This is a genomic window from Lapillicoccus sp. (genome assembly GCF_039935575.1).
GTDB lineage: Bacteria > Actinomycetota > Actinomycetes > Actinomycetales > Dermatophilaceae > Lapillicoccus.
The window spans coordinates 22,060-29,361 of sequence record NZ_JBDTKA010000017.1 but is presented as its reverse complement, the minus strand read 5'-3'; the positions used below and the strand labels follow the sequence as shown (position 1 = coordinate 29,361).

Here is a 7,302-nt window from a genome sequence, read left to right as displayed (position 1 = left end):
GGGGACGGCCGGGCCACTGTTCGCCGTCGTCCCGTTGCCCCCGGCCGTCGTGAGCGCGACTCAGGTGCCGGTTCGCCAGCTCCCAGGCTGAACCTGGGCTGAACTGGGTCCGGACGAGTGACCGTCGAGGAGGGTGCTGACGGTCGGAGCTGCCAGCGTTGTCAGGCTCTCCACGAACCCGTGATCGCCCACCTCCCGCCGGCTGCTGTTCCCGGCCCCGGTCGTCCTCAGTCGTCGAGGCCTCAGTCGTCGAGGTCGTCGTACCCCGGGTCGAGCTGCTCCGGCGCGACCCCGAGTAGTGCGGCCACCTGCTCGGTGACGACGTCGGCTACAAGGGTAGCGAGCTCACGGCGACCGACGGCCCGGGTCTCGACGGGCCGGCGGTAGATAACGACCCGGGCCGGGCTGCGTCCCTCGGCTCCGAACAGCCGCCCCAGAGGCACCTCGGCGTGCTCCCAGGGCGCCGGGTCTGAGGGGGGCACGTCTTCGACACCGAACTCCACGGGGGGGAACGGCCGACCCCAGATCTCCTCCAACCTGCTGGCCGACTCGATCACCAGCTCGTCGAAGTGCTCGGATCGGGTGGCCATCACCGGCACGGCCGGCCAGGCGAGCGGACCGCGGACACCGCGTCCGCGACGGTCTCGGCGGCTCGGGCGGGCCGCCCGGCCCACACCAGGACGGCGCAGGTCACCAGGGTCGGTCCAGCTCACGGCACCACCCTAGGCGTACGCGGCGCGGCGCCGCCGCGGGCCGGCGCCACGGACCTAGAGTCGGCGGGTGGGGTTGTCTCGGCAGTGCTTGAAGACGGGGTGCACATCCCCGTCGGTTGCGACTCTCACCTACGTCTACCGCGACAGCACGGTGGTGCTCGGGCCGCTGGCCACGTATGCCGAGCCGCACACCTACGACCTGTGCCACCGGCACGCCGAGGGTCTGACGGCACCGCGCGGCTGGGAGGTGGTGCGGCTGACCACGGACTCCACGCCCCGGCCACCCAGCACCGACGACCTGTTGGCGCTCGCCGACGCCGTCCGTGAGGCCGGTCGGGCGAGACCCGGAGCGTCCCGGGACCGGGTAGGGGCGCAAGCCGACGACCAGGCGCGCCACGAGGCGGCTACCGGTGCGGTCGAGGTCGGCCGCAAGGGACACCTGCGCGTCCTGCGCGACTCCTGACGTCGCAGGCTTCGCTACCCTGACTCGTCGTGACCTCACCCGCCGCTGCTCCGTCCCACCGCGTCCTGGCCGACTTCATCAAGGCGTACGACGTGCGTGGGGTCGTGCCAGACCAGCTCGACGACGAGGTCGCGTGGGCGATCGGGTCGGCGTTCGCGCAGATCATCGCGGTGCCAGACGGCGCGTCCGCCGTCGTCGTCGGTCACGACATGCGGCCGAGCTCGCCCACCCTCAGCCGTGCGTTCGCCGAGGGTGTCGCTGCCCGGGGGTTGGACGTCACGCTTATCGGACTCTGCTCCACCGACGGCCTCTACTACGCCTCCGGCGCGTTGGGTCTGCCGGGGGCGATGTTCACCGCAAGCCACAACCCGGCCCAGTACAACGGGATCAAGATGTGCCGGGCCGGGGCGCGCCCGGTCGGCCAGGACAGCGGCCTCGCCGAGATCCGCGACCTGGCCCAGTGGTCGCTCGACCGGCAGGACTCGGCTGCGGTGACACACCAGGGGACGGCGCCAGGCACGATCAGCGAACGCGACGTGCTTGCGGACTACGCGCGCTTCCTGCGCGGTCTCGTCGATATCTCGGGCAACCGTCACCTCAAGGTCGTGGTGGACGCGGGCAACGGCATGGGCGGGTTCACCGTGCCGGCCGTCCTGGAGACCGGGGCCGGGCTGGACCAGCTGCCGCTCGAGGTGGTGCCGCTCTACTTCGAGCTCGACGGCACCTTCCCGAACCACGAGGCGAACCCCCTTGAGCCGGAGAACCTGCTCGACCTGCAGGCCGCGGTCGTGGAGCACGGCGCCGACATCGGCCTGGCCTTCGACGGTGACGCCGACCGTTGCTTCGTCATCGACGAGCGGGGCGAACCGGTGAGTCCCAGCGCGATCACCGGCCTGGTCGCCGCCCGTGAGATCGCCCGCGAGGTGGCGGGTGGCACCGATGCCGGTGACATCAAGGTGGTCCACAACGTCATCACCTCGGCTGCGGTGCCGGACATCATCCGCGAGAACGGCGCCGTGCCCGTGCGTACCCGCGTGGGCCACTCGTTCATCAAGGCCGAGATGGCCAAGGCCGGCGCGGTCTTCGGCGGCGAGCATTCGGCGCACTACTACTTCCGCGACTTCTGGTACGCCGACACCGGCATGCTCGCCGCGCTGCACGTCCTCGCCGCCCTCGGTGACGCCAGCGTCCCACTGTCGGAGCTGGGCGCGGCATACGAGCGCTACGTCGCCTCGGGCGAGATCAACTCCCGGGTCGTCGATGCCGGCGCGGCGACCGGACGCGTACGCCAGTGGGCGCAGGACCACGGGCCAGTCACCGTCGACGAGCTCGACGGCCTGACGATCACCCACGCCGGTGGGGGGTCCGACGACGGCACCGACCCGATGTGGTGGTTCAACGTCCGCGCGTCCAACACCGAACCGTTGTTGCGGCTCAACGTCGAGGCCGCCGACCGTGCCACGATGGAGTGCGTGCGCGACGTGATGCTCGCGCTGATCCGGGCAGGAGCGGACGCATGAGTGATATGACCGGACCCGACGGAGCGCCGGAAGACGCTGTTGTCAAAGGCGGTTCGTCGATCGAGCCCTGGCTGCGCGAGATCCTGCGCTGCCCGGCCTGCCGGTCCGAGCTCGTCGACGCCGTAGGCCCCGAGGGGGGACCGGAGCTGCTCTGCACAGGTGCCGAGTGCGGCCGGGCCTACCGCATCGAGGACGGCATCCCTGTCCTGCTCGTCGACGAGGCCCGAGCCGGGGCACCGGGTCCGGCCTGAGGTTCGCGGCCGATGCCCTTCATCGACGAGGCCCGACTGGACGACGACCAGCTCGCCCAGCTCGACTCGCGCCAGACGCTGCGGTCGCTCGCGTCCGCCGGCGCGCAGGTACGCCACGCCATCGACCTGGCGGGCGAGGCCGGGCTGGGCCGCCTGATGGGCGGCGAGCGGCCGAGGTCCGTCCTCGTCGCGGCGCTGGGTGGCTCGTCCGTGGTCGCCAACGTCCTCGAGCTGCTGGCCGAGCCCGGCTCACCCGTCCCGGTCCAGACCCGGCACAACCTGCCACTGCCGGGGTGGGTGGGTGCGCTCGACCTCGTAGTCGCGGTGTCGCAGTCGGGCCGCGCCGAGGGGCCGCTCGCCCTGGCCGCCGAGGCATCTCGACGTGGGGCGTCCCTCCTCACGGTCGGAGCCCCTGACTCCCCGCTGGCCGACATCAGCGCGCGGGCGCGCGGTGTGCACGTGGATGTCCCCGCAGGGACCTCGTCCCGCACCACCCTGTGGGCGATGCTCACGCCGGTCGTCCTCGCGGCCCACGCGCTGGGCATGGTCGACGCGGGCCCGTTGGTCTTCGCGCGGGTCGCCGACCGGCTCGACCAGCAGGCGGGGCTGTTCCGGCCGAGCTCGGAGACGTTCGTCAACCCGGCCAAGACGCTCGCGTGCGAGCTCGCCGAGGGGGTGCCGGTCGTGCTCGGGGACGGGCCGCTCACCGGCGTGGCTGCCTGCCGGGCGGCCGCGATGATCACCCGCACGGCACGCATACCGGCGACCTGGGGTGAGCTGCCCGACGCGGCGTCGCAGGTGGTCGCCTGCTTCGACGGTCCCTATACCGACGCCGGGCTGACCTCGGCAGCCGTCTCCGGGCCGGCTGACATCTTCGCCGACCCTTACCTCGACGGTGCTCCCGCGCCCAAGCTCCGGTTGCTGCTGCTGCGTGACGACGGCTCCGAACGGGTGGACGAGCGGGCCCGCACCCTGGCGGACGCGGTGGCACAGACCGCCCGCGACGTCGGCGTGCGGGTCAGCGAGCACGGCACCGAGGCCGGTCACGCCCTGGAACGCCTCGCCGCGCACATCGCGCTGACCGACTTTGCCGCCACCTACCTCGCGCTGGGCCTGGGGATGGACCCCGGCCTGTCGCCGCATGTCGCCGACTTGCGGGACCGGACCAGGGGTTGACTCGGTCGGCGTACCAGCCGGCCCGGTGGGGGCCGGGCCGGCTGGTACGGGAGGGATCAGCGGGTCAGCGTCAGCTGGCCGTCCATGGTGAGGTCGGCTGCGCCCTGGGTCGCCCGTTGATGGACCTCGACGGCGATGGTGTTGAACCCTTCGTGGAGCAGCGTCGCCGGTACCGACACCGTCACCGGCGCCGACTCGGCGCCACCATCGACCGCACTGGCAGCCAGGGTGGTGAACGTGACGGCGGCCGTGGGCATGTTGGACCTCGCGACCTCGACGCCGTTGATGTAGAGGACTGCGCCATCGTCACGTTTGAGGTCGAAGGTGGCCTTCTGCACGGCTGATCCGGGCGTGACGGTCACGCCGGTCCGGAAGTAGTAGGTCGCGCGTCCCGTCGTCGCCGGGATCGTCGTGGCGTTGCCGTTCTTGAAACCGAGGTCGCCCACACCGGTGGGCCAGGCCGTGTCGTTGAAGGAGCTCGCGCGCCAGGCGGTGCCTTGGTCACCACCGGTGGCCAGGTACCTCCAGGACGAGCCGAAGGGCATCACGACAGAAGACGTGGCCCCGCTCGAGCTGTTGGCTGCGCCCGGCGTGCCGTTGCCCTGGCTGGCGACCCAGCTCGCCGGATCAGTGTTGTCCGAGGCGAGGCTCTTGAGCTCGAGTGATGGGCCGGACCCATTGGCGGCGCTCGGCCACGGGGTGTCAACCCCGTAGGTCACGGTGTCGACCACTCGCGACCCGGCCTTCAACGACACGGTCTCGCCCGTGTTGTCGAGGCTGCCGCTGAACTGACCCCCGACCAGGACACGCGACGGGTAGGTCTGTCGGAAGACGGCGTTGTTCTTGACGAACACCATGCGGGCACCGGGCAGCAGGACGGTGCCCGCCGGGATCGTGTAGGTGCCTGGCCCGTCGAGCACCCAGCCGGACATGTCCACCGACTCGGTAGCGGACGGGTTGGCCAGCTCGACGTACTCGCCGTCTGAGCCGATGACCGGGTTGTACATCAGCTCGTCGATGACCACCTGCGGAGCGACGCTCTGTGACGGCGGGATCTCACTGGCGCTGGTGTGCTTGGCGATCATGTCGCGTCGCTCCTGGACGGCTCGCACCATCCTGCTACGGAAGGTCGAGAGGCTGCGTGTGCTCCAGGCCGCCGAATCGATCGCGAGGTCGTGGGTGCAGCAGGTCGTCAGTGCGTCGAACCGGTTGATGAGCGTGTTGTCCTTGAGGAACTGGTCCGACAAAGTCCGAACACGTCGGTAATGCATCGCAGCGATGTCCGGGACCGCGAACATAGAGATGAACAGGTTGTTCAACCGAAGGGGTGGGGTGACGAAGTCGCCGCCTTTGGGGTCGGCTCCCGCGTTGAAGATGTCGTCGAGGTCCCATTGCAGGATCTGCCACCGACCCGTGGCATTGCTGCGCCAGACATAGAAGTTCTTCGTCACGCTGTCCCATTGACGCATGGCGACGATAAGGGCCGTCACGTTGGTCATCTCGGGGAGGTCGAGGTTGGCATACATCCAGTCCCGCTTGGCCGGGGAGTCCGGCTGGGCCAGCACCTGCGTCAGCTGCCAGACGTCGGTGAAGTCGGTGTCCTTCGGGTTCTTCTTCTCGATGTCTCCCGAGGCGGCAAGCTCGATGGCGGTGGGATAGGTATGCATCCCCCCGGCCTGCACCTTGTAGAGCGCTCCGTTGTCGTAGCCGGTGGCCGACCGCCAGGTCCCGTCGTAGTTCTGCAGGATGGCGGCGATGCTGTAGAACTTCGCGTTCTTCTGCACCCGGAACGTCTGGGTGGCCAGGGCCGGCTGACCAGCCGTGCCGGACATCTCCCAGCCGATCCGGGGTACCGGGATCGAGTCGGACTGGAGGTCGAACTGGTCGAGGGCGTAGGGGAACGGTGCGCCGAAGTCGTAGGTGTAGCCCTTGGGGAGGTCGACCGACCACTTCACCTCGGCATCGTTGCAGCTGTGGTGTCCCTTGATCCTCATGGCTCCGCCGTCGAGCACCCGCCCGTTCCAGGCGAGGGTCGCCAGTGCCGTGACATCGTCGCAGCGGTGGTGCGCCACCATGTCGGCGTAGACGTCGTCGGGCATGAACCACTCGAGCAAGGGAAACTCTGCGCTGGCTAACGCCGGGTCACCCACAACGACGCCGTCAAAGGGACGGCTGTCACCGGCGGCGGGGTAGGTCGCGGTCGCGCCGCCGCGCGTCGCGCTGACCTTGTAGCGGACCAGCTGCCCCGCTGAAGCGCCCGGAAGCGTTGCGGCATAACGGCCGTCGCCGGCACCGCCGGGTGAGGCGGCGTCGTCGGCCATCGGGACGGTCACCTCGGCGCCGTACATCACCTTGTAGGTCAGCGACATGGAGGCTCCGGGAAGCGTGGTCGCCACTACCGAGAACGTGGTGTTGGGCGCGGGCCGGGTGGCGGAGGGGCCGACGTTGGTCACGCTGAGGACGGGCCTGTTCTCGATGCTGTTGCGCTGGCCCGGCGTGCCGTAGGCCACGGTGCTGGCTCCCCAGTTCGCCGGGTCGCTGTTGCTGCCCGCCGGGTTGATGAGCTCGAGGGACGGCCCGCCGCCGTCCGGGGTGAGTGGCCAGAGCCCCTCGTCGTCGTACGGCACCGATGCGACGGTCGAGCCGCTGCCGTCGGCCAGGGTGACGGTCTCGCCGCCGTTGGACAACGATGTTCCGGAGTACGAGAAGTCGGCAGCAAACCCGTAGTGGTTCGAGAACAGGGTGGGGTCCCCGGTTCCGACGAGACGCCCCCCCGCAGGGATGGTCGTGCCGGTCGGGAACTTGAGGTCAGTGGTCGCAATCGTGATCCCCGCCGTGAATCCCCACGAGGAGATGTCGACGCTCTCGCCCCCGCGGTTGTAGAGCTCGATGAACTCGGTGCCGTCCGGATCGGGGGCGTGGTACATCAGCTCCGAGATGACAATGTCCGTCGCATCCGCGTGCGCCACCGCCGGGGCCAGCAGCCCCAGGGTCGCAGTGGACAGCACCGTGGCGACGACGACGACTGAACGTGAGCTTCTACGCACCAGATCCCCCTGTGGACAGCATTGTGTGGGGGAAGCATGCACCGACTCTCATTGTATGTGCAGGGTTTTCTCCGCATTCCTTAAACAAGTGAATGCAGTTCGCGAACCTTTCACCCTAATGTCCTAATTGTC

6 protein-coding genes are annotated in these 7,302 nt (G+C 69.7%); 4 read left to right on the top strand and 2 right to left on the bottom strand.

Translation table 11 applies throughout. The features are described from left to right. Positions 1–242 precede the first annotated feature (242 nt). Complete coding sequence (locus ABI385_RS02070) at positions 243–713, bottom strand: metallopeptidase family protein (RefSeq protein ID WP_348102068.1); 471 nt, start codon at positions 711–713, stop codon at positions 243–245. A 67-nt stretch (positions 714–780) separates the two neighbouring features. Here ABI385_RS02070 and ABI385_RS02065 point away from each other — a divergent pair, with 67 nt between their 5' ends. Genes ABI385_RS02065 through ABI385_RS02050 form a run of 4 tightly spaced genes read left to right on the top strand, consistent with a single transcriptional unit; the run spans position 781 to position 4,123 of the window. After that, positions 781–1,176 carry a DUF3499 domain-containing protein gene (locus ABI385_RS02065; protein WP_348102067.1) on the top strand — a complete coding sequence of 132 codons (396 nt, stop codon included), beginning with the start codon at positions 781–783 and terminating at the stop codon, positions 1,174–1,176. A 29-nt stretch (positions 1,177–1,205) separates the two neighbouring features. After that, positions 1,206–2,696 carry a phosphomannomutase/phosphoglucomutase gene (locus tag ABI385_RS02060; protein WP_348102066.1) on the top strand — a complete coding sequence of 497 codons (1,491 nt, stop codon included), beginning with the start codon at positions 1,206–1,208 and terminating at the stop codon, positions 2,694–2,696. Positions 2,697–2,701: 5 nt separating this feature from the next. Further along, positions 2,702–2,947 (top strand): Trm112 family protein, encoded by a 246-nt coding sequence (locus ABI385_RS02055; RefSeq protein WP_348102071.1) that lies wholly within the window; start codon positions 2,702–2,704, stop codon positions 2,945–2,947. Positions 2,948–2,959: 12 nt separating this feature from the next. Further along, a complete protein-coding gene (locus ABI385_RS02050) occupies positions 2,960–4,123 on the top strand; it encodes an SIS domain-containing protein (protein ID WP_348102065.1) in 1,164 nt (387 codons plus the stop codon). Positions 4,124–4,179: 56 nt separating this feature from the next. Here ABI385_RS02050 and ABI385_RS02045 read toward each other — a convergent pair whose 3' ends face one another. Next, the gene (locus ABI385_RS02045; protein WP_348102064.1) at positions 4,180–7,170 is read right to left on the bottom strand and encodes a lamin tail domain-containing protein; all 2,991 of its coding nucleotides are present in this window, start codon (positions 7,168–7,170) and stop codon (positions 4,180–4,182) included. Positions 7,171–7,302 lie beyond the last annotated feature (132 nt).

Bases quoted from the DNA above. Each gene is read 5' to 3' on its own strand.
- ABI385_RS02055 (WP_348102071.1), top strand. From the start codon at position 2,702: ATGACCGGACCCGACGGAGCGCCGGAAGACGCTGTTGTCAAAGGCGGT.
- ABI385_RS02050 (WP_348102065.1), top strand. From the start codon at position 2,960: ATGCCCTTCATCGACGAGGCCCGACTGGACGACGACCAGCTCGCCCAG.